This is a genomic window from Bacillus sp. FG16, from assembly GCF_057809515.1.
Genome location: NZ_JBMDKC010000070.1, coordinates 1 through 21,041, shown reverse-complemented (window position 1 = coordinate 21,041; position 21,041 = coordinate 1). Strand labels below are relative to the sequence as shown.

The following is a 21,041-nucleotide window of genomic DNA, read 5'->3' as shown; positions in this document are numbered from 1 at the left end:
AATATTATGCATTTTGTTTTTACAAGCTGTATAGTAAAAAAAGATAAATATCGAACGTATTCGAAGCATTGGTAAGGAAGGGAGCAAGGGTCTTGGTAAGAACTATAAATGAGACATTTTTAAAAGCATGTAGGGGGGAACGTACCGATTATGTACCAGCATGGTATATGCGTCAAGCAGGTCGTTCACAGCCGGAATATAGAAAGATTAAAGAAAAGTATTCTTTATTTGAAATTACACACAATCCAGAGTTATGTGCTTACGTTACAAAATTGCCGGTTGATCAATATAACGTAGATGCAGCAATTCTTTATAAAGATATTATGTCACCACTACCTGCAATTGGTGTGGATGTAGAAATTAAATCAGGTATTGGCCCAGTTATTGATAATCCAATCCGTTCTTTACAAGACGTAGAAAAACTAGGGGAAATCAATCCAGAAGATGACGTACCGTACATACTAGATACAATTCGTTTATTAACGACAGAAATGTTAGACGTACCGTTAATCGGTTTTTCAGGAGCTCCATTTACATTAGCGAGCTATATGATTGAAGGCGGTCCATCTCGTAACTACCATAATACGAAAGCGTTCATGTATGCAGAGCCAAAAGCTTGGTTCGCTTTAATGGATAAACTAGCAGATATGGTTATTACATATTTAAAGGCGCAAATTAATGCAGGAGCAAAAGCAGTTCAAATTTTCGATTCTTGGGTTGGAACAGTAAATGTAGCAGATTATCGCGTATTTATTAAACCAGCAATGGAGCGTATTTTTGCAGAAGTTCGTAAGATGGGTGTACCGATGATTATGCACGGCGTAGGAGCTGCACACTTAGTGAATGAGTGGCACGACTTACCGCTTGATGTAGTCGGCTTAGACTGGCGCTTACCGATTGAGGAAGCACGTGCACGTGGCGTTCATAAGGCGGTCCAAGGTAATATGGACCCTTCATTCTTACTTGCGCCATGGTCTGTTATTGAAGAACATGTAAAAGGTATTTTAGATCAAGGGATGAAACAGCCGGGTTATATCTTTAACTTAGGTCACGGTGTATTCCCAGAAGTAAATCCAGATACATTAAAACGTTTAACTACATTTATTCATGAATACTCTAAAGGGCAGTTAGCGAAGTAAAGGAGAATTGCTGTATGAAAAAGAAAATTGGTTTGCTTGTAATGGCATACGGAACGCCATATAAAGAAGAAGATATTGAACGTTACTATACACATATTCGTAGAGGAAGAAAGCCAAGTCCTGAAATGCTGGAAGATTTAACAGAGCGTTACCGTGCAATTGGTGGTATTTCTCCTTTAGCTACTATTACATTAGAGCAAGCTAAGAAGTTAGAGAAGCGTTTAAATGAAGTGCAAGATGAAGTAGAGTACCATATGTATCTTGGCTTAAAACATATCGAACCGTTTATTGAAGATGCGGTGAAAGATATGCATAACGACGGAATACAAGATGCAATCGCACTTGTTCTTGCACCTCACTATTCTACGTTTAGCGTGAAATCATACGTTGGACGAGCACAAGAAGAAGCTGAGAAACTTGGAAACTTAACAATTCACGGCATTGATAGCTGGTATAAAGAGCCGAAATTCATCCAGTACTGGGTTGATGCAGTGAAAGGTATATATAACGGCATGTCAGACGCAGAGCGTGAAAAAGCAGTACTAATCGTATCTGCACACAGCCTACCAGAGAAAATTATTGCAATGGGCGATCCATATCCAGATCAATTAAATGAAACAGCTGATTACATCGCGCGTGGCGCTGAAGTAGCAAACTATGCGGTAGGCTGGCAAAGTGCAGGAAACACACCAGATCCTTGGATTGGTCCAGATGTACAAGATTTAACGAGAGAACTAAATGAAAAGCACGGTTATACTTCATTCGTATATGCACCAGTTGGATTTGTTGCGGAACATTTAGAAGTTTTATATGACAATGACTTTGAGTGTAAAGTTGTAACAGATGAAATTGGCGCGAAATATTATCGTCCAGAAATGCCAAATGCATCGGACGCATTTATTGATTGCTTAACAGATGTTGTATTAAAGAAAAAAGAATCTGTACTGTAAGAAGAAAGGGGGAGCCTGCTTGAGGAAAAAAGTTGTGATCGTCGGCGGAGGCATCACTGGATTAACAGCAATGCATAACTTACAAAAAAATATTCATGAAAAAAACTTGCCGATTGATACATTACTTATAGAAGCATCGGGTAAACTTGGCGGAAAAATTCAAACCGTTCGAAAAGATGGATTTACAATTGAACGCGGACCGGATTCTTTCTTAGCACGAAAAGAAAGTGCAGCTAGATTAGCGCGAGAATTAGGTCTTGGCGATGAACTTGTAAATAATCAAGCCGGTCAATCATTTATCCTCGTAAACAATCGGTTACATAAAATGCCGAGCGGATCAATGATGGGAATTCCAACGCAAATTACGCCGTTTCTATTTTCCGGGCTGTTCTCCCCAATTGGTAAATTAAGAGCTGGTTTTGATCTATTAATGCCGAGGTCAAAGCCAGTATCTGACCAATCACTCGGACAATTTTTCAGACATCGCCTCGGAAACGAAGTGGTTGAAAACTTAATAGAACCGTTACTATCGGGTATTTATGCAGGGGATATTGATGAAATGAGCTTAATGTCAACATTCCCGCAAATGTATCAGCTTGAGCAGAAACATCGCAGTATTTCACTCGGTATGCGTACGCTCGCTCCGAAAGAAGAGAAAGCTGAACCGAAAAAAGGAATCTTCCAAACAGTGAAAACAGGTTTAGAATCTATCGTAGAATCTCTCGAAGCAAAGATGCATGAAGGTACGATAATAAAGGGAACTCGCATTGAAAAAGTTGCAAAACAGGGTGATGGTTATACGATTACTCTTAGTAACGGAAAAGAAATAGAAGCGGACGCCATCGTAGTGGCAACTTCGCATAAAGTATTGCCGTCCATGTTTGCTCAGTACAAGCAGTTTCGTTTCTTCCGTAACATTCCAGCCACATCCGTTGCCAATGTCGCACTTGCTTTCCCAAAGTCCGCAATCCAGCGCGATATTAATGGTACAGGATTTGTCGTATCACGAAATAGTGATTACACGATTACAGCATGTACGTGGACGCATAAAAAATGGCCACATACAACGCCAGAAGGAAAGACACTCCTTCGTTGCTATGTCGGTCGTGCTGGTGATGAAGCGGTTGTAGAACAAACTGAAGAAGAACTCGTTCAGCTCGTACTAGAAGATTTACGAAAGACGATGGATATTACAGAGGATCCAGAGTTTACAATCGTAAGTCGCTGGAAAGAAGCGATGCCTCAATATACAGTAGGCCATAACGAGCGAATGAAAAAGCTCACAACATTTATGGAGAAAGAGTTGCCTGGTATATACTTGGCAGGTAGTTCTTATGCTGGTGCTGGACTTCCAGATTGTATTAATCAAGGTGAGTTGGCAGCGAAACGTGTGCTGGCACATATTGAAAAAATAGTAGAATGTGAACGAGAAGCTTTAAATGTATAAAAAACTCCTACTTCATTAATGAAGTGGGAGTTTTTTATTGGAAAATAGGTGTTTTGTACTGTCCATATTCCACCTGTTTTTAACGTAAGTAATTTTTTGGTTTAAACTTATAGCTGAGATTAATTTTTTGTAAAATTTGTCGAAATATAGTTCTATATAACGAATCATTTGTTATGATAGAAATGCTGAGAAAATATGAAATAGGGAGAGGAAAATGGCTGTGAAGAAATTGTTAAGCGTCTTTTTATCATTTTTGCTATTGCTTTCATTTACTGGAACTTTAGCGCAAGCAGAAGAAAATGCTTCTATGTCAGTAGAAAAAGCAATTCAAGTATTTAAGCAGCAAGGGAAAACGAAGGGGATTGTGGAAGGATATATTGTTGGATATACGCAAAGTTCTTCTAAATATACGAAGGATCCAGCTAAGTTTGATGATACAAACGTAGCAATTGCAGATTCGCCAAACGAAACGAATCCAGACAAAATCATGCCCGTTCAGTTGCCAAAAGGTGATGTGAGAACGGCAGTGAATGTAAAAGATCATCCTGAAAATATCGGGAAGAAAATTAGTTTGACTGGGACTCTTGAATTATATTTTAGTAACCCAGGTCTAAAATCAGTAACAGCTTATAAGTTTCAAGGTGAAGGACAAAACCGTGTTAGCGATGTAGTAGCTTCGCCGAACGGCGGAGAAGTTGCTAAAGGAACAGCGGTAACATTAACGACGAATACAGAAGGCGCAACAATCTACTATACGTTAGATGGCTCTAATCCTACTAATAAAAGTGTTCGTTATAATGGACGAATTGTAATGAATGAAAATAGTGTAGTGAAAGCAATCGCGGAAAAAGAAGGGCTTACTTCTTCAGCAATTTCGACATTTTCATTTATTATCGTAAATAATGAACAGGTTCGTATTCATGACATTCAAGGAAAATCACATATTTCTCCTTACAACGGGAAGAAAGTAAACAATGTGGAAGGCGTTGTCACAGCGCTTGATAAAAACGGCTTTTATATAGAAGATAATCAGCCGGATAATGATCCAGCTACTTCAGAAGGTATTTACGTATATAAAAAAGATGCGAATGTAGCAGTAGGAGATCTTATTCAAGTTGATGGAGTAGTAGAAGAATATGTTGGACCAGGATATGCAGAGCGATTTGAAACAGACTTAACGACGACAGAAATTAAGGCGAGTCGCGTTGCTGTAATCGCAAAAAATCAAACTTTGCCAGCACCGATTGTACTTGGAGAAAACGGTGTGAAAATCCCGGACCAGATTATTGATAATGATGCATTTGGTTTATTTGATCCAAATGAAGATGCAATCGACTTCTATGAAAGTATAGAAGGTATGCGTGTTACGATGCCAACACCAAAAATTATTACACCTCAGAAAAACGGAAATTTATATGTAACAGTAAAAAATGGTGGAGATAAAATAGTAACACAATATGGCACACCTCTATTAGATGAAAATCAATTAAACCCAGAGCGTCTTTCTGTAAAAGTACCTCGCGATTATGTAGCAAAAGTAGGAGATACTTTCACTGGAGATATAACAGGGGTAGTAGGATATGATTACGGTTCTTTCCGTATTTCGCCAATAACAGAATTGCCAGCTGTAGTGGATGGTGGATTTAAGCAAGTAGGGGCAAATATTCAGCCACGTCTTGATAAGTTAACGGTTGCTACATATAACATTGAAAACTTCTCAGCGAATAAAAAAGAAACAACAGATGAAAAGGTAAAAGCATTAGCGTATTCTATTAAATACAACTTAAAAATGCCAGATATTATCAGTGTAGAGGAAATGCAAGATAATAACGGATCAATTAATGACGGTACAACAGATGCGTCATTAAGCGCAAAACGTATCATTGATGCAGTTCTAGAAATTCGTGGACCGAAGTATGAGTATGTAGAAATCGCTCCAAACAATAATCAAGATGGAGGAGCACCAGGAGCGAATATTCGCGTCGGCTTCTTCTATAATCCATCACGCGTGAAATTAGCGACGGTACCGAAGTTACTTGATAAAAATGTTGTTCGTATTGGGGACGAAAATCCATTATTTGAAAGTACACGTAAACCGTTAGCGGCAGAATTTACGTTCCAAGGACAAAACATTGTTGTCGTTGCAAATCACTTAAACTCAAAACTAGGAGATGCAACGCCATTTGGAAAAGTGCAGCCGCTCGTATTAAAAAGTGAAGACAAACGAATTCAGTTAGCACAAGAAGTAAATCATTTCGTGCAAGGAATTCAGAAAAAGAATACGAATGCACCAGTTGTTGTGTTAGGTGATATGAACGATTTCGAATTCTCTAAACCACTAAAAGCACTAGAGGGAACAATCTTAAAAGATATGTTAAACACAGTGCCGAAAGAGAATCGTTACACGTACATTCACGAAGGAAACGCACAAGTGCTAGATCATATTTTAGTAACAAATAACATCGCACCGCACACAATTGTAGATCCAGTGCACTTAAACTCAAACATAATGAAAGAGCACGGACGTGTAAGCGACCATGACCCAGTACTTGCTCAAATTGATTTGAAGAAAGCTTCTTAAAAAAAAGAACGCTTAGGTGACTAAGCGTTCTTTTTTTGCATCGTTATAGAATAGTATAAAGAGATGATTCCTTTTTTTGTAATCTAATGATAAAATTGATTGAATATTTAGTTTTTTGAAAGGAGGACAACAATGCAGTTACAAATAAATGGAAAGGTAATGAATCAGCTTGCAATTTTTTTTAGTACGATCGTCATGCTTCAGTTTGTAGCTGATGTAACAGGACTTACAAGCAATCTAGATATTACGTATAACTTAATTAATATAACAGCTTCTTATATAACATTTAGTTTGGCGGTTATTTTTACTTTAATAGGTGCAAGAAGAGAATTAAGTAAATATGCAATTATTTTATTATGTTCAGTGGTAGGTATTAAAGCAATTTATTTTGTGGTGTTCGTTATCTTATGGGGATTGGCAGGTACACCGTAAAGGGGAGGATGATTATATGAGTAATGATAATAAGAGCGTAATTCTCTATGTTAACTTAGGGGATTACGCTCTTATTATCATTTAGTCTGAAATTGTTTGAAACGCTTTTCTACACCGCTCTCTTCTTTGCAGTCTTCTTTTATATTTTTTTCTATCCCGCTTTACTCCTTGTATATACATAAGTAAGCTAACGAAAAGGAAGAAAGCACATTGCGTCATTAAAATATATGGTGACATGCCTTGCAATGGCTGTTTCGGATCATATAAATGAAAAGGTGCTCCGCCTATTGAAGGAAGTATTGTATTTAGCAGGACGTAAGGAATGGAGGCGGCTGCAAATGGAAAGAGAATTGCCATATAGTCTTTTTGTGACCATACAGATGCAGCAAGTCCTAAAAGGGCCATTAAACCTGCAAATAAAAAATTAATTCCGATATATACAGCAATGTAAGTGAGAGGCGCATCAAAATATAGGTTTGCAAACATTCCATCAGCATTTATGATGCCCGAACCAACCGTAGGTGTTCCGTCTGGAATGGTTAATTTGCAAAATAATAACGATAAGATGAATGGAAGTGTATAAAGAAATCCTCCGCAAAAAAACGTAACGATATATTTCGCTACTGAATAAGGAAATATAGAAATCCCCTTACTCACAAACGGTTTAAAACCATCGGACTTATCCGAATTGTAACTTGTACTAAAGGGGAAACTCGCAATAACTGGCATTAATAATAAATAAACATCCATTTCATTGTCGCGAAATCCAATCCATTTTAAATCTGTTGATATAGGACCATTTGCTGCGTTTCCTAAATAACGAATTACATAATAATAGTGATAAATGCAAATAAGAACGAATCCACTAAGCATCATAATGAAAGAAATACGACTACAAAAAGCTTGCTTTATATTTAAACGAAGTGCACGCATCATGACTGAAAAAGCCTCCACTGTTTTGATAAACTTGTCTATTTTCTATATTACTATTAATTGTAAAGATTTTCTTGTTTTTTTATTTGATTATTTGAAAAAGAGGAATTTTGTTGTTGTGAAGTAAGGTTTAGCTGAAATTAATTTTTCTAAAATATGGTTGACAATTAAGTATTACATTTGTAATCTTTAGTATAAATTACAAATGTAATACTTAGGAGTGAAACATACGATGACAAATCAATTACCTAAAATATCTGAAGCGGAATTAGAAATTATGAAAGTACTTTGGTCGAGTTCTCCACAAACAGCGAATGAAATTATAGAAGAACTGGAAGATGCAATGGACTGGAAACCGAAAACAATCCGCACATTAATTAATCGATTAGTACAAAAGGAAGCCGTTTCTTACCATCAAGATAAAGGGCGAATGTATGCTTATTATCCGTTAGTATCACAAGATAATTATTTGCAAGTGGAAACGAAATCTTTACTAAAGCGTTTTTGCGGTGCAGCGTTTAAACCATTACTTGTTAATTTCTTAAAAGAGGAGAAATTATCTTCAGAAGATATTAATGAATTAAAACGCATTTTAGATGAGAAGACAGAGGAGAATAAGAGGAAGGATCGATAAAAATGATAAACACGCTTATAAATGTATACCTTCCTCATTTTTTTGATTGGCTTATAGAAACTTCACTTATGGCTAGCATATTAGTTGGATTTATTTTATGTATAAAAGTTCTATTTAGAAATAAATTAACACCCCGGTGGCAATATATGCTGTGGATCGTATTAATGGTAAGACTCCTTTTACCGTGGTCGCCAGATAGCTCTTATAGCATTTACTCATTACTGTCCTATAGTTCTAGTGTATCGGAAGTAATTCCAAAAAATATGCCAGCTACTGAGAATATAGTGAACATAGAAAGCGACCGTAAAGTGGAATTGGAATCAAATCCTAAAATGGTGACAAAAACTAGCGAACCGGAAGTAGAAGTCAGTTCGGAAAAACAGACTACATTTTCTTTATACAAACTTGCTTTGTATGTGTGGCTAGCTGGGGTAATCATATTAGCAGCTATCACGTTTCTTACAAATAGACGGTTATATTCGTACATAAAGAAACAACCGGATATTACGGATGAACAGGTCATTACAGTGTTTGATCGCTGTAAGCAGTCTATGAAAGTGAAGAAGGCAGTTTCCTTACGTTTAGCAGGAAAAATTGCAAGTCCAACTGTGTTTAGTTTCTTCCGCCCAAAAGTATTACTATCAAAAAAACATATGAAAGTATTAAATGAGCAACAATTACAATATGTCTTTTACCATGAGTTAGCTCATATTAAGAGAAACGACGTAGCTGTAAATTGGATTATGTACAGTTTAATCCTATTAAATTGGTTCAATCCAATTCTTTGGTACGCCTATTTTTGTATGCGAGAAGATCAAGAATTAGTCTGTGATGCATATGCACTTACTTTTATAGATAAAGAGGAACAAATTGCATACGGTCATACAATTATTACCCTTCTAGAACACTATTCCTATCAAGTGCCAAGCCTAGCAAATTTAAGTAGAAATAAACGAACACTAAAAAGGAGAATCATTATGATTAAAAAATTCCAAAAGAAATCGTATCGTCTTTCTTTACTTGGAGTTATTGTCATAGTTGCTATAGCAGGCGGATTTTTATTAAATGCAAAGATAACTGAGGGAGATGAAAGACAGGAAGAAAAGGTTGTAGAAAAAAAGCAATCTAAAGCAGCTTTTGAAAAAGCGATAGAAACAGTATATGGTACACCAGAGAATGCAAGTAGAGAATGGGGTATGTCAATAAAGTCATATAAAAGGGATACAGATTTTTTGTATTTGGCAGAAAAGAATTTTACAAAAGAAGAATTTGAGCAGTATGTTCAATTATTTAAAGAAGCTAAAGAAATTCATAAAAAAGCAATGGTTAATAAAAAAGTACCTGAGAATTATGATAGAGATACAAAGGAATTTAAACGTGAACGTTTGAATAAAGCTGATCAAGAAAGATTAGCTAGTATTGAGAAGAAATTAGTTCCACTTTCGGAAAGGGTGGAGAAGTCTTTAACATATACTATAGAAGAAGCGAAAGAACATGTACCGTATCAAATTAAGCAGCCGACTTATATACCTGAAGGTTATGAATTAAAGAGGGAATGGGCTGACTCATATTTTGGAAGAGATGTAGAATTAGTTGTTAAATCAGAATATGCAAATGGAAAATATGGTTTTACAATTTACCAATCAAGGATTTATGCAGGTGATAATAAGGATCCGCTACACTATATGATGCCTGGAGTAGAGAATCTAGAAAGTTATAGTTTAGATGGGAAAGAAATGGTATATAATAAATCTTCCCATGGAGAGGGGAAGTTAAGAGGCCTTAAAATGTTTGTACCAGCACAAGGTAAGAATAGTGATTATCAAATTGTCATAGTGAATGATATTTTTACAAGAGATACAAAGATATACAAAGATATACGAAGAGATAATTGATGATGATCTAACTAAGAAAGAGATGGAGAAAATATTACTTTCTATTTTATTAAGTTTCTAGTGGGATCTAGTCAGCAATTATTTACGAATATATTCTAGCTTTCCATACAAGTATACTTTTTGATAAACTATGGACAGTATGATATAACTTGACTGAAATTTTTTTATACTGGAAATAATAAAAAGAGAACTTGTATAGAATGTAAGCGTGTGGTAATATCAAAGATGTACTGATTGACTATATTATCCAATCGGTCATTTTTGGAGGTGACAATGTGGCGATAGATCGAAAACGTTCTATTATTGAAGCTGCAACAAAGTCTTTTTCAGCGTTCGGTTATAAAGCAACAACGATGGATCAAGTAGCGAAGTTAGCGAATGTAGGAAAAGGAACGATTTATACTTTTTTCAAAAATAAAGAAGAGCTATTTGGTGAAATTATTTCTAATTTAATTACAGAAATGAAGCAAGTTGCAGAAAGCGCAATTCGTTCAGATGTTTCATTTTTTGAAAATGTACATAGAGCATTATATAGCATCTTGGAATTTAGAAAAGAACATCAGCTCATGATTAAATTAATTCAAGAAGAGCGCGATATGGGAACGAAAGAAGTACAAGAAGTTATGCAACAAGTTGATGTGGAAATCGTTTCTGTTATTCAATCGTATTTAAAGATTGCGATTGAAAAAGGTGAAATTAGCAAATGTGATCCAGAAATTACAGCATTTATTATGCTTCGTCTATATGTATCACTTATTTTTGATTGGGAAAAAAATCACGAACCGCTAGAAAAAGAAAAAATTGCAGAGTTATTTGAACTTTATTTACTAAAAGGATTGTCAAACTAAGATAATCCTTTTAATTTTATAAAAGGGGGAGAAATTATGAAAGGGAATCAGTTACTTCGTAAAGAGTTCACGGAAATTATAAAAAGTAAAAAAATATTAATTCCAATTATCGCGGTTTTATTTGTACCGATTTTATATGCAGGGATGTTTTTGTGGGCCTTTTGGGACCCGTATAAACAGTTAGATGACTTACCCGTTGCAGTAGTCAATTTAGATAAAGGCGCACTATTTGATGGAAAACCAATTGAGGTTGGAAAAGGGCTCGTTGATAATTTAAAAGATAATAAAAGTTTTAAATGGGAGTTCGTAAGTGAAAAAGAAGCAAAGAAAGGAATGGAAGGTAGAAAGTATTACATGTTAGTGCGCATTCCAGATGACTTCTCAAGTAACGCTACAACGTTACTAAAAGACAATCCAAAGCCATTAAACTTAGAGTACATTCCAAACGAAAGTTTAAACTTCTTATCTTCACAAATTGGTGGAACAGCCATTGAAAAAATTAAAACTGAAGTATCGAGCACGTTAACGAAAACATATGCAGAGAAAATGTTCGATTCTATTAAAGATGTCTCAAAAGGATTAGCAGATGGAGCAGAAGGGGCAAGTAAACTACACGACGGATCAAGTGAATTGCATGATGGTTCAAGTAAAGTGACGGATGGCCTTCATACACTGCAAGGGAAGTCTGGGGAGATGAAGGATGGAGTTCAGAAATTAGCAGATGGATCTAATAAATTAGTAGATGGATCAGGAAAAGTGACAGCGGGTTTAAATACGTTAAATAGTAAAACAGGTGAGATGCAGACGGGCATAGGGAAATTGCAAGATGGCTCCGGAAAAGTAACAGGCGGTTTAAATACGTTAAATAGCAAAACGGGTGAATTGCGTGATGGATCTGAGAAAGTGACTGGGGGCTTGAACAAACTAGTAAGTAAATCCGGCGAATTACAAACAGGAACAACTAATCTATCAAATGGTATGGGAAAACTTGTTGAAGGGCAAAGTCAATTAGAAAAAGGTTCTCAAGCGATTCAAAAGGGATTGCAAGACTTAAATAGTAATGTACAAAAGTCTGCTGCAGGATTAGAGGAAATGCAGGCGAAAGTTCCTTCTATATTAAATACAGTAAATGGGAAAATAGATGGAGCTGGGGCGAATGTAAATCGGTTAAATGAACTTACACAATCAACAGCAGGAGATGCCAAAAATGCAGCACAAGAGGTAGCGAATTTACAAAAGCAAATTGAAAGTTTACCGAAAGAATATCAAGAGCAGTTACAACCATTCATAACAAGTGCTGTAAAAAGTACAGAGACAGTTCAGCAAAAAGCTGCCGGAGTAGCAGGTGGAACAAATAAATTAAATGAACAAGTAAAACAATTAAAAGGCGAAATAGATCAAAAAACAAGTGGATTGCAAAATAAATTACCAAATTCAGAAGGAGTAAAAACTCTAGCAGATGGTATTGAGAAACTAACAAATGCTCAAAATGAATTTGTTAGTAAGTTTTATGGATTTGGTGAGGGATTAGATAATGCAAAAATAGGTGCCGATAAATTAAAAGATGGATCAGTTCAATTAATTGATGGAGTAACGCAATTACAAAGCGGATCAGGAAAGGTGACAGCAGGATTAGGTCAATTATCTGCAGGAGTAAATCAATTAGCAGATGGCTCAAGCAAAGTAACCGGCGGTTTGGGTACATTATCCGCAGGAGCAAACCAAATGACAGGTGGCATAACGCAATTAGCAGACGGTTCAAGCCAAGTAACAACTGGCTTAGGCACTCTTAATGGTGGTCTAAATAAAATGTCAACGGGCTCAACCCAGCTAATCGACGGCGTAAATAAACTAGCAGACGGATCAGGAAAAGTAACTGATGGACTAGTGAAAGTAAACGATGGTTCAGGTGAACTTGCAGAGAAACTTGGCGAAGGGGCAGAGAAAACTGGTGAAGTAAAAGGGACGGATAAAACGTATGATATGTTTGCAAGTCCTGTAAAAGTGAAGACGGAGAAAATGGCGGAAGTGCCAAACTACGGAACTGGATTTACGCCGTATTTCTTATCACTCGGTTTATTCGTTGGGGCATTACTATTATCAATTGTATATCCATTACGTGATACAGTCGGTGTTCCAAAATCAGGATTTAGCTGGTTTATTAGTAAGTTCGGTGTTTTACTATCGGTCGGTATTATTCAAGCGATAGTAGCAGATGTCATATTACTGTTCGGATTAGGTGTAGAAGTACAAAGTATTCCGTACTTCATACTCTTTAGTATCATTACAAGTTTAGCGTTTATCGCATTAATTCAATGTTTAGTAACAGCATTCGGTGATGCAGGCCGTTTTATCGCCATCATCACATTAATTATGCAGCTTACAACAAGTGCCGGAACATTCCCACTAGAATTGATTCCGAAGTTTTTACAACCATTTCATGCTTGGTTACCGATGACATACTCTGTATCAGGATTTAAAGCAGTCGTATCGAGTGGAGACTTTGACTTCATGTGGAAAAATATAGGAATGCTCATGACCTTTATCGTTGTATTATCACTTGGAACGATTGCTTCCTTAACTTTGATGCACAAACGACAATTTAAAAATATTGCTGAAAATCAATCGATTGAAGCGTAAAAAAAGCACCTTTTTGGTGCTTTTTTTTAAATGTAGGGCATCGTTTCCTTAGTTCATCTATAAATCTTTCTAAAAGCTATAGAAACGAAAGAAAAGGAATTACAATAATTTACAGAGAAACATAGGGTAGAGGAGCTGATATGATGAGAGGAAATCTTACTTATTATTTTATCGTAAATCCGCTAATCATCTTTCTTGTTTACGCCCTTTCACCTATCTTGTTTCATAAAGAAAAATATACAAGTATGAAAGATGCACTAGGGATACTTGTAGTTTACTATGTGCTAATTAGTGGATATTACTTTATGGATGTTGTAAGTGAAAGAATGAAGAAGGATAGTAAAGATAAACGATAAATTTTATTGTATAAAAACCGATGGAGGATAAAAAATGACCGAGAGCGAAATGAAATTCCGTGATACGACCATTCGTAACTTTTTCGATAAAGAGGATCGTTTAAAATCGATTCCAGGTCAAAAGAAGAAAAAACTAGTATTGTTAGAGCATTTAATTAGCAAATTAAATGCTGGAAATCAATATACAGAAAAAGAAATTAATACATTTATAAAACAATATCATGATGATTTTTGTACAATTAGACGTGAATTTATTGTACAGGGGTTTATGGATAGAGAGGATAATATGTACCGTATAAACGGGAGAGAAGTTTGGACGAAGTGGGAGGAGTTAAAATAATGAATCAGCGAGGGGATCCCCGCTGATTATAAGCCTGTGCTAGTCTTGCTGTTTCTTTGTAGTAAGTCTATGAACGCTTCAACATTCGAACTTGTAATGTATCCAAGCGTTATATATTCATCTTCATAATAAAATATTATTTTTTTGTCAAAGATTCTTCTCTTCGTTTCTATGGATAGAATTTTTTCATAATCAAATTCGGCAATGAATGTGTTTTTATATTGGCTAAAAAAGAGCAGTCTTTTATTAGTAGCAAGTAACATGCCAGGATACGGGACTTTATGCGTAATCATATAGCCAGTAAGTGAACATTTTAAAGTAGATAAAATCTTTTCTTCTTTATGTAATAGTTGTTTTGCAGCTGTTAAGATTGGATTCATTGCATACATTCCTTTTATTTTGATGTATGAATATTGTATCAAGAGTAAAAAGATTCTCAATATGCAATATTGCATATTGGACGTTTTATAGTTTTAATATTATTTTTTAAAAGAAAAAGTACGAGGTGATTCAGTGATACGATTAGTAAAAGAGGCTGATGCAGAAGCAATAATGAACATTAGAAAAGAAATTATATTATCGGAAAGTACTACAAAGTTTTTCATAGTATCTCCAAAGAAATTGCCGAATGATATTGATGCAGAAAGAGAAAAGATACGGAAAAGTAATGAGAAAGGTAATCTTTATATCGTGTATGAAGTAGATTATAAGGTGGTAGGCTTTTTACTTTTCAAACGATATGAACTAGAACGGTTACAACACGCAGGCACAATGGGAATGGGGATTAAAGAGGCGTATTGTAATCAAGGCATCGGCACGAAATTAATTGAATTTCTTATTAGTTGGGCGAAAGGGCAGAAAGGTTTAGAGAAAATTTGCTTAGGTGTAGTTTCTGTTAATGATCGGGCAATTACAGTGTACAAACGTATGGGATTTGTAGAAGAAGGCAGACAACGAAAGCAAATTAAATATGAAGATGGATCATATGGAGACGACGTATTGATGGGCTTTTATATGGAATAAAGGATATATGGTATTAAGAAAAGGAATGTACCTACTGTAAATTTCTAAAAGCAGTATATTGCCCCTGCATTAACAGACTTTTTCCTATGTATAATATTAATATAGTAAAATCATAACAACCGATATTGCAGTTTCCAATAATATACTATATAATCAATTTAAGAAAACGTTTTCATGCAAAGGGGGAGAATTTCGTGTCGACTATAGAGGACGTGGCGAAATTAGCGGGGTTATCAAGGACAACGGTTTCTAGGGTGATTAATAATCATCCATATGTTTCAGATGAGAAGAAAAAAAGGGTTCAATTAGCAATGAAGCATTTAGGCTTCGTTCCTAATTCTGCGGCGAGAAGGCTTCGTAAACAAAAAACGGAAACAATTGCGGTGCTAGTTCCAAGGATTACAAATCCTTTTTTTAGTAGATTTATTGAAGCAATCGAGATTGCAGCTTCTGAACATAAATATAAACTGATTATTTGTCAAACAAGATATTTACCAGAAAAAGAGATGGAGTATTTACAATTATTATCTACGAAACAAGTAGATGGGATTATTCTATGTTCACTAGAAAATCCGTGGGAAGATGTAGAGCCATACTTACAGCACGGTCCAATCGTGTTATGTAATGAATATATTGAGGAAGCAAATATTCCAACAGTGAAGTTTGATCATGCGCAAGGAGCATACATAGCTGCGAAGCATGTGTTAGATCAAGGGTATCGTAATCTTATTTTTTGCCGTGGTAACGAAACCAAATTAGTTAGCCAGCAGCGAAAAATGGGCTTTTTACGTGCAATAACTGAGAAGAGCCGCCAAGTAGAAGCGATTGATTTTCTTGAAAACGCTTTCTCTTGGGAGGATGGAAAACGAATATTCCATGAAGTATTAAAGGACAAAAAAAATCCTACCGCGATTTTGGCAGGAGGCGATGAGGTAGCAGCTGGAATTATCTCAGAGGCGAAGCACCATAACTTGAGCATTCCAGATGATCTCGCTGTTATCGGTTTTGATAATCAAATATTATCGCAGATTACAGAACCAGGTATTACGACAATTGAACAGCCAATTGATGAAATGGCCCGAAAAGTTGTCGACCTGATGATGGATAAAATCCATACGAAAAATTATCGAAAAAAAGAATTGTATGAGTTTGAACTGGAGCTCTTGGTGAAAGGTTCAACGATGAAGGATAAGATGTTATTAGCCTAGTAGACTATGTCTGCTAGGTTTTCTTACGTTCACAAACTACTATTCTTCGTGAACGCAGTCATCACATTTGTTATGGTATGCTTCGTGTTGCTCATCAATTTCTTTCCCACAGTGCGCACAAGTTTTCGTCGGTAAATTTCTGAAAAACTCCATTGGTTGATCGATCATGTCAATCCCTCCATTTCCATTTCTTACTATCATTGTATTAGTACAAAAAATAAAAGTCAACAACTGTTTTATAACAAAATTGAAAATTAATGAAAAAGTTTAGGAAATGGATTATAGTTAACAATGTAGGATGTAAGTAAAAAACTTTCTCAAGTACGGAGAAAAACTGCATTCCTACTCGGTTTTAGAAAGGATGGATACATATGAAAATGACTGTTGTCGGCTTTTGGGGCGGCTTTCCAGAAGCGGGAGAAGCAACGTCGGGGTATTTGTTTGAACACGATGGTTTTCGTTTACTTGTAGACTGTGGTAGTGGTGTACTAGCACAGCTTCAAAAATATATAACACCATCTCATATAGATGCAGTTGTACTTTCGCATTATCATCACGATCATGTTGCAGACATTGGGGTATTGCAATATGCGAGATTAATTACGAGTGCGACAACAAGGCAACTACCGGAATTACCAATATACGGTCATACGTTTGACGAGAATGGATTCCATTCTTTAACACATGAACCACATACGAAAGGAATCGCGTACAATCCAGAAGAAACACTTCAAGTTGGACCATTCTCGATTTCGTTCTTAAAAACTGTTCATCCTGTTACATGCTTTGCGATGCGTATTACAGCTGGAGATGATGCTGTAGTATACAGCGCTGATTCAAGTTATATTCCTGAATTCATTTCATTCACAAAAGATGCTGATCTTTTCATTTGTGAGTGTAATATGTATGCACATCAAGAGGCTGCAAAAGCAGGGCATATGAATAGTACAGAAGTAGCAAGTATTGCAAAAGATGCGAATGTAAAAGAACTTTTATTAACGCACTTACCGCATACAGGCAACCCATCTGATTTAGTAACAGAAGCAAAACAAATTTTCAGTGGCCATATTACGCTAGCGCATAGTGGCTACGTATGGAACTCATGAGGTGATACGATGTTATTTATTGATAATAAAGGAATTACAGATCCTAGAATAAACTTAGCGATTGAAGAATATTGTGTGAAGAATTTAGATATTAACGAAACATATTTACTGTTTTACATTAATGAGCCTTCGATTATCATTGGTAAAAACCAAAACACAGTAGAAGAAATTAATGCAGATTACGTAAAAGAAAAAGGTATTCATGTCGTTCGTCGTCTATCAGGCGGAGGCGCAGTATATCATGATTTAGGAAACTTAAACTTCAGCTTTATTACGAAAGATGATGGAGATAGTTTCAGTAACTTCAAAAAATTTACTGAGCCTGTAACGAAAGCGCTTGGTAAATTAGGCGTAAATGCAGAACTAAGTGGTCGTAACGACATTTTAGCTGAAGGTAGAAAAATTTCAGGTAACGCGCAGTTCTCAACGAAAGGTCGTATGTTCAGTCACGGTACGTTACTATTTGACTCTGAAATCGATCACGTCGTATCAGCGCTAAAAGTAAAAATGGATAAGATTCAATCAAAAGGAATTAAATCAATCCGTAGCCGCGTTGCGAACATTACAGAGTTTCTAAACGAAGAAATGACGACAGAAGAGTTCAGACAACTTCTTCTAGAAACAATTTTCGAAGGAGAAACAGAAATCCCAACGTACGAATTAACAGAACATGATTGGAAAGAGATCCACAAACTTTCTGAAGAACGTTACCAAAATTGGGATTGGAACTACGGAAAATCACCGAAGTTCAACTTACAACATTCACACCGCTTCCCAGTTGGACAAGTTGATGTTCGTCTTGAAGTGAAAAAAGGAACAGTAACAGAATGTAAAATTTACGGCGACTTCTTTGGTTCACTAGATGTTCATGATATTGAAGAGCGTCTAACAGGCATTCAGTTCGATAAAGATGCATTCACTGCAGCTTTAGAAGGCGTAGATATCGCACGCTACTTCGGTAACATTACAACAGAAGATTTCTTACATTTATTCTTCTAAAAATGAGGGAGGCTTCCATAACGGGCAGCCTCTTTCTTTTTGCGTAGATTGTCAGGTTTTGTCGGTAAGTCGATATAACTGAAAAATCGCCGATATAAATTAAGTTGCGCTGATATATTTGGAGAATCGCCGATATAAACCGAGTTGCGCTGATATATTTGGAAAATCGCCGATATAAATCGAGCTGCGCTGATATAACTGAAAAATCGCTCATATAATTTCATTTACCACAAAACATAAAATCACAGGACATCTGCCTCTTATAAAGGAATATATATATGAAAAGGAGGCGGATCGATATGAAAAGGGTAATGTACGTTGTATTATTACTCAGCTTCGTCATCGGAATGACAGCGTGTAGCAGTGAATCGCCCTCAAGTCGTACAATTTTGTCTATCGGAAAACCAGCGGAGGATAATGTTATATATTTTACGCATACAGATAACAAACGAAAGATACATGATATACAAGACATGTTTCAAAATAAGAAGTGGAAAAGAAATGAAACATTCAGCACTGTTAATAAAACGCCAGATGTCGTCTTATCAATAGATGAAAACAACAAAGGGTTACCGACGTTATATGTTACCGTGTATTTTCATGAAAATGGAGCGGGCGCGATCAACTTGTTTGGAGAGCATACGACGTTAAATAAAGAGGAACTTAATAAACTTAGAGAAAAGATGAATGCATATTATCCTAAAATGATTTCTGGTCTAGTTTCATAAATTACTTGCAAACAAAATCCCCTTATTCTTCCAAAGTAAACTAAGAGTAGTTGATCTGTCTATATGCAGTTAATAGAATATCACTTGCCACTTTAATTTTCTTTTAATATAATTAATTTAGAATTTTTAAATATTCTAAATTTTATAAAGGTGGGGTTTTTGTGAATCTCGTTCAATCTTTGGCTGAAACGGCAAAAAAGAAGGGGGATAAACCGGCTTATATATTTATGGATCAGTCGGTCTCATATGACCAATTAAACAAAATGGTCACAAGGTTTTCTAGCAATTTAGCAGAAATGGGCATTGGAAAAGGGGACAATGTCGCATTAGTTGTTGGGAACTCGCCACATTTTTTGGTCGGTTTATACGGAACAATGAAAGCCGGAGCAACTGTTATTCCAGTTAATCCAATTTATACAGCAGACGAAATGCATTACATTTTACAAAATGGAGATGTAAAAACAATCATCGTACTCGACGTCCTTCTACCTGTTATACAATCTCTTACAACAAGACTTCCTTCATTAGAAAACATCATCATATGCGAAACCTCATCAGATTTTAACCATACAGAAACCGAAAAAATGAAAACGTTTACTAGTTTTGTGGGGGCTGGAGACTTACAATACGAAGGCCCTGAACTAGATGAAGAAGATGTAGCGGTTATCCTATACACTTCAGGTACAACTGGAAAACCGAAAGGCGCTATGTTAACACATAAAAATTTATATAGTAATGCGAATGATGTTGCGTCTTATTTACAATTTACTGCTGACGATCGCGTCGTTGCGGCACTGCCAATGTTCCATGTGTTCTGTTTAACAGTTGCGGTAAATGCACCGATTGTGAACGGGGCAACGATTTTAATGTTACCGAAATTTAGTCCGAAAGAAGTATTCCGTATTTGTCGCACGTACGAACCAACGATTTTTGCTGGCGTACCGACGATGTACAATTATTTATATTTATTTGAAGAAGCAAGCGCAGAAGATGTGAAGACGCTTCGTCTTTGTATTTCCGGTGGTGCATCGATGCCTGTTGCTCTTCTGCAAAACTTTGAAAAACGTTTTAACGTTATTGTTTCAGAAGGATACGGTTTATCAGAAGCATCACCAGTTACTTGTTTCAATCCGCTAGATCGTCCTCGTAAACCAGGATCAATTGGCACAAATATTTGGCATGTAGAAAATAAAATTGTAAATGAACTTGGGGAAGAAGTACCTGTCGGCGCAGTCGGCGAATTAATCGTTCGCGGACCTAACGTTATGAAAGGATACTATAATGCACCAGAAGATACAGCTGCGACATTGAAAGACGGCTGGCTATATACAGGTGACTTAGCGAAAATGGATGAAGAAGGTTACTTCTATATCGTTGATCGTAAAAAAGATATCGTCCTAGTTGGCGGTTATAACGTATATCCTCGTGAAGTAGAAGAAGTATTATATACGCACGAATCAGTAGCGGAAGTTGTTGTAATCGGTGTTCCTGATGAAAACTTAGGAGAAGCTGTGCGGGCGTACGTCGTTTTGAAGCAAGCAAACGTAACAGAAGAAGAACTAATGCATTACTGTGCGTTACATTTAGCGAAATATAAAGTGCCGAAAAGCATTGAGTTTTTAATAGAATTGCCGAAGAATACGACGGGTAAATTGTTAAGAAGAGCATTGAGAGAGAAAGCGATGCAAGTATAATGGAGAAAGATATCCCCTTTGGGATATCTTTTGCAGGCTGTGGAGAAAGTCTTCTCTACAGCCTGTTTTTGTGTCTGAACCTCTTTTT

19 protein-coding genes and 1 pseudogene are annotated in these 21,041 nt (G+C 36.2%); 17 read left to right on the top strand and 3 right to left on the bottom strand.

Going from position 1 to position 21,041, the window contains the following annotated elements:
- Positions 1–92: 92 nt before the first annotated feature.
- The 5 genes from hemE (at position 93) to ACODS7_RS22060 (ending at position 6,549) form a co-directional block, all read left to right on the top strand.
- Positions 93–1,139 carry a uroporphyrinogen decarboxylase gene (hemE, locus tag ACODS7_RS22080; RefSeq protein ID WP_000252605.1) on the top strand — a complete coding sequence of 349 codons (1,047 nt, stop codon included), beginning with the start codon at positions 93–95 and terminating at the stop codon, positions 1,137–1,139.
- Positions 1,140–1,153: 14 nt separating this feature from the next.
- On the top strand, positions 1,154–2,089 hold the full coding sequence (gene hemH / locus ACODS7_RS22075; RefSeq protein WP_000726775.1) for a ferrochelatase: 936 nt from the start codon (positions 1,154–1,156) through the stop codon (positions 2,087–2,089).
- Positions 2,090–2,108: 19 nt separating this feature from the next.
- Positions 2,109–3,536 carry a protoporphyrinogen oxidase gene (gene hemY, locus ACODS7_RS22070; RefSeq protein ID WP_243168872.1) on the top strand — a complete coding sequence of 476 codons (1,428 nt, stop codon included), beginning with the start codon at positions 2,109–2,111 and terminating at the stop codon, positions 3,534–3,536.
- Positions 3,537–3,750: 214 nt separating this feature from the next.
- Positions 3,751–6,117: a DUF6359 domain-containing protein gene (locus tag ACODS7_RS22065; protein WP_243168873.1), complete on the top strand. Its 2,367-nt coding sequence runs from the start codon at positions 3,751–3,753 to the stop codon at positions 6,115–6,117.
- A gap of 132 nt (positions 6,118–6,249) precedes the next feature.
- Entirely contained in the window at positions 6,250–6,549 is a 300-nt protein-coding gene (locus ACODS7_RS22060; RefSeq protein WP_243168874.1) for a hypothetical protein, read from the top strand.
- Positions 6,550–6,630: 81 nt separating this feature from the next.
- Here the strand turns inward: ACODS7_RS22060 and ACODS7_RS22055 are convergent, their stop codons facing one another.
- Positions 6,631–7,485 (bottom strand): hypothetical protein, encoded by an 855-nt coding sequence (locus ACODS7_RS22055; RefSeq protein WP_029442080.1) that lies wholly within the window; start codon positions 7,483–7,485, stop codon positions 6,631–6,633.
- Between the two features lie 229 nt (positions 7,486–7,714).
- On the opposite strand from ACODS7_RS22055, the gene ACODS7_RS22050 reads away from it, so the two are divergent.
- The 6 genes and pseudogenes from ACODS7_RS22050 (at position 7,715) to ACODS7_RS22025 (ending at position 14,195) form a co-directional block, all read left to right on the top strand.
- Entirely contained in the window at positions 7,715–8,116 is a 402-nt protein-coding gene (locus ACODS7_RS22050) for a BlaI/MecI/CopY family transcriptional regulator (protein ID WP_000184509.1), read from the top strand.
- A gap of 2 nt (positions 8,117–8,118) precedes the next feature.
- A pseudogene (locus ACODS7_RS22045) lies at positions 8,119–10,072 on the top strand (M56 family metallopeptidase).
- A 214-nt stretch (positions 10,073–10,286) separates the two neighbouring features.
- Complete coding sequence (locus tag ACODS7_RS22040) at positions 10,287–10,859, top strand: TetR/AcrR family transcriptional regulator (protein WP_000963381.1); 573 nt, start codon at positions 10,287–10,289, stop codon at positions 10,857–10,859.
- Between the two features lie 36 nt (positions 10,860–10,895).
- Positions 10,896–13,499, top strand: a complete 2,604-nt coding sequence (locus ACODS7_RS22035; RefSeq protein WP_243168875.1) for a YhgE/Pip domain-containing protein — start codon at positions 10,896–10,898, stop codon at positions 13,497–13,499.
- Between the two features lie 140 nt (positions 13,500–13,639).
- Positions 13,640–13,855, top strand: a complete 216-nt coding sequence (locus tag ACODS7_RS22030; protein WP_016082570.1) for a hypothetical protein — start codon at positions 13,640–13,642, stop codon at positions 13,853–13,855.
- 34 nt (positions 13,856–13,889) lie between these two features.
- Positions 13,890–14,195 carry a DUF2087 domain-containing protein gene (locus tag ACODS7_RS22025; protein WP_088114378.1) on the top strand — a complete coding sequence of 102 codons (306 nt, stop codon included), beginning with the start codon at positions 13,890–13,892 and terminating at the stop codon, positions 14,193–14,195.
- Between the two features lie 26 nt (positions 14,196–14,221).
- Here ACODS7_RS22025 and ACODS7_RS22020 read toward each other — a convergent pair whose 3' ends face one another.
- Positions 14,222–14,575 carry a PH domain-containing protein gene (locus ACODS7_RS22020; RefSeq protein WP_001068217.1) on the bottom strand — a complete coding sequence of 118 codons (354 nt, stop codon included), beginning with the start codon at positions 14,573–14,575 and terminating at the stop codon, positions 14,222–14,224.
- A 133-nt stretch (positions 14,576–14,708) separates the two neighbouring features.
- Here ACODS7_RS22020 and ACODS7_RS22015 point away from each other — a divergent pair, with 133 nt between their 5' ends.
- Together ACODS7_RS22015 and ACODS7_RS22010 are read left to right on the top strand one after the other, a co-directional pair.
- Positions 14,709–15,218, top strand: a complete 510-nt coding sequence (locus ACODS7_RS22015) for a GNAT family N-acetyltransferase (RefSeq protein ID WP_016082567.1) — start codon at positions 14,709–14,711, stop codon at positions 15,216–15,218.
- A 194-nt stretch (positions 15,219–15,412) separates the two neighbouring features.
- Positions 15,413–16,426: a LacI family DNA-binding transcriptional regulator gene (locus ACODS7_RS22010; RefSeq protein ID WP_016082566.1), complete on the top strand. Its 1,014-nt coding sequence runs from the start codon at positions 15,413–15,415 to the stop codon at positions 16,424–16,426.
- A gap of 39 nt (positions 16,427–16,465) precedes the next feature.
- On the opposite strand, the gene yhfH is transcribed toward ACODS7_RS22010, so the two are convergent.
- The gene (gene yhfH / locus ACODS7_RS22005) at positions 16,466–16,594 is read right to left on the bottom strand and encodes a protein YhfH (RefSeq protein WP_000567010.1); all 129 of its coding nucleotides are present in this window, start codon (positions 16,592–16,594) and stop codon (positions 16,466–16,468) included.
- 203 nt (positions 16,595–16,797) lie between these two features.
- Here yhfH and ACODS7_RS22000 point away from each other — a divergent pair, with 203 nt between their 5' ends.
- The 4 genes from ACODS7_RS22000 to ACODS7_RS21985 all read left to right on the top strand — a co-directional run bounded on the left by ACODS7_RS22000 (position 16,798) and on the right by ACODS7_RS21985 (position 20,953).
- Positions 16,798–17,532, top strand: coding sequence for an MBL fold metallo-hydrolase (locus ACODS7_RS22000; protein WP_098138411.1), 735 nt, complete (start codon positions 16,798–16,800; stop codon positions 17,530–17,532).
- A 9-nt stretch (positions 17,533–17,541) separates the two neighbouring features.
- Positions 17,542–18,531, top strand: coding sequence for a lipoate--protein ligase (gene lplA / locus ACODS7_RS21995; RefSeq protein WP_016082564.1), 990 nt, complete (start codon positions 17,542–17,544; stop codon positions 18,529–18,531).
- A gap of 299 nt (positions 18,532–18,830) precedes the next feature.
- On the top strand, positions 18,831–19,259 hold the full coding sequence (locus ACODS7_RS21990) for a hypothetical protein (RefSeq protein ID WP_243168876.1): 429 nt from the start codon (positions 18,831–18,833) through the stop codon (positions 19,257–19,259).
- 161 nt (positions 19,260–19,420) lie between these two features.
- Positions 19,421–20,953 (top strand): fatty acid--CoA ligase family protein, encoded by a 1,533-nt coding sequence (locus ACODS7_RS21985; RefSeq protein ID WP_001055170.1) that lies wholly within the window; start codon positions 19,421–19,423, stop codon positions 20,951–20,953.
- Positions 20,954–21,041: the final 88 nt, after the last annotated feature.